3 protein-coding genes and 1 pseudogene are annotated in these 1,800 nt (G+C 62.0%); all 4 read left to right on the plus strand.

From position 1 onward, the window contains the following. The first annotated feature begins 175 nt into the window (after positions 1-175). Positions 176-556: a nuclear transport factor 2 family protein gene (locus OXS27_RS32150; RefSeq protein WP_267361716.1), complete on the plus strand. Its 381-nt coding sequence runs from the start codon at positions 176-178 to the stop codon at positions 554-556. 194 nt (positions 557-750) lie between these two features. Continuing rightward, the gene (locus OXS27_RS32155) at positions 751-1,185 is read left to right on the plus strand and encodes a hypothetical protein (RefSeq protein WP_346733092.1); all 435 of its coding nucleotides are present in this window, start codon (positions 751-753) and stop codon (positions 1,183-1,185) included. Between the two features lie 29 nt (positions 1,186-1,214). Continuing rightward, complete coding sequence (locus tag OXS27_RS32160) at positions 1,215-1,457, plus strand: hypothetical protein (protein WP_267361717.1); 243 nt, start codon at positions 1,215-1,217, stop codon at positions 1,455-1,457. A gap of 61 nt (positions 1,458-1,518) precedes the next feature. Next, positions 1,519-1,800, plus strand: a pseudogene (locus OXS27_RS32165) (hypothetical protein); the annotation flags it as partial.

Consider the following 1,800-nt stretch of genomic DNA (forward strand, 5'->3'; position numbering starts at 1 on the left):
CATACCACCCTTAGCCGCCATTCAGCTTACGACCCATAATTGACGTTGGTCGTGGCTTGCCTAATGCTCCAAAGCAGTCGTGGGTAGCGCTTCGGTCTCAACGGTAGAATGCGCGTGCTTTCACACCCGCCCGCTCAAGCCGACGGTTAAGCTGAATAGGCGCGGGATGTCTTCCATGAACGATCAGGAGATCAGACGCGCTCTCGACCGGCACTGGGCAACCTCGGACGCTTACGATTTCAAGGAAGAGCATCAGATCTATTGCGACGACGCAGTGCTTGAATGTCCTCAATCTGGCGAGCGCATCAGCGGGCGGCACAAGATCCAGGCATCTCGTACGGCGCAACCAAACAAGAAGCGATTTGATGTGCGACGGATTGTCGGCTCTGGCGATCTATGGGTGACGGAGTACGTACTCACGTATGACGGTAAGCCGTCCTACACCGTGAGCATTATGGAGTTTCGCGACGGGAAAGTCGTTCGGGAAACGCAATATTTCGGCGACCCATTCGCCCCGGGACTGTCGCGTTCGCAATGGGTTGAACGGATTGTCTGACTTCGAGCCCCGGACTGGCAACGCGAACCGCCGAGAAGCGAGAGTCCGCTTTCAGGGTTCAACAGCCGATAGCAGACCAGCAGATATCCACCCTTTGCAGACGCTTCTGATCAGCCTTCGCCCGCCTCGGCTTCGCCCCGCCGCATCAGGTCTCAGGTGCCCTTGGCCAGAGCCTGTAGGGTGGCGACCGCGGCTTGGTTCTGGACCCAGCCGGCATCGTCTCGGACCTCAATGACCAAGGAGGGGTTGGCCTCACGAGGAACGAGATCGACTCCGAGGAAGTTTCGATCCGCCCTTCGGAGGAAATGATGTCGGACAGCACCTTTGCTTCAGTGACGTTCCCATCTCTGAAGGCCGCTCGATCTGCGCGCGATCGCCTCGCTCGCGCTGGATTTGCCCGCAACAGTATCGATATCGACCGGCAGGGCGACGCGTTCGAGGTGTCGATCAATACCCGGGAGGAGAACCGCGACCGGGCCGAGCGTATCCTGACCGGCTCGCCGTTGGGCAACGATCTGCGTCAGGCAGGTGAGCACGCGGCTGGCTTCATGCAGGGCAATCGCTCGCTGGCTCTAGGCCTCGCAGCACTGGCCGGGTTCGCCCTATTTGGTCTGACGAACCGACGTTGATGGCCTCTAATTCCCGGGAGAAACACGCCATGAAGCACTTGTTCGCTAGCTCGCTGATTGCAGTCGGCCTGTTCGCCATTCCGAGCTTGCCCGCATTCGCTCAGAGCATCGATATCGGACCGGGCGGTGTTCGCGTCGACCCCCGCTCTCCGCGGGAGCGCGACCGGGACGATATCCGACGCGAAGAGCGGCGCGAGGAGTTCCGCGACGGGCGACGCGATCCCCTCCGTCGTGAGGAGCGCCTACGACGCGAGGACGATGACGAGGATTGATCTGCATCGAGCGGTGACCATCGCTCTATAAGCGCCTAAGTTCGAGCCCCGCCGTTCTCGTGTGTCTAGTCGAAACGCGACCGCGACGGCGGCGAACGCAGCCCCGTTCGGCTATGGACGGCCCGAGGGCGGTATGCTGATCGAGCGGGTAGCCGGTGGTTGCGGCCCAGGCTTTCACCCGAACCCCTAGGGCCATTGCCGTCCGAACGATTGTGGGTGGGGCTATGGCGGTCCCCGCGGCTACTACGGCGGCCGGCCCGGTTACGGGTACGGCCGGGGCTACGATCGCGAGTACGGCGGCTATGACGGCCCGCGCCGGTGCTACGGCGGGTACTACCGTCCG

This window comes from Methylobacterium sp. GC_Met_3, assembly GCF_026540775.1.
Lineage (GTDB): Bacteria > Pseudomonadota > Alphaproteobacteria > Rhizobiales > Beijerinckiaceae > Methylobacterium.

Bases quoted from the DNA above. Each gene is read 5' to 3' on its own strand.
- OXS27_RS32160 (WP_267361717.1), top strand. From the start codon at position 1,215: ATGAAGCACTTGTTCGCTAGCTCGCTGATTGCAGTCGGCCTGTTCGCC.
- OXS27_RS32150 (WP_267361716.1), top strand. From the start codon at position 176: ATGAACGATCAGGAGATCAGACGCGCTCTCGACCGGCACTGGGCAACC.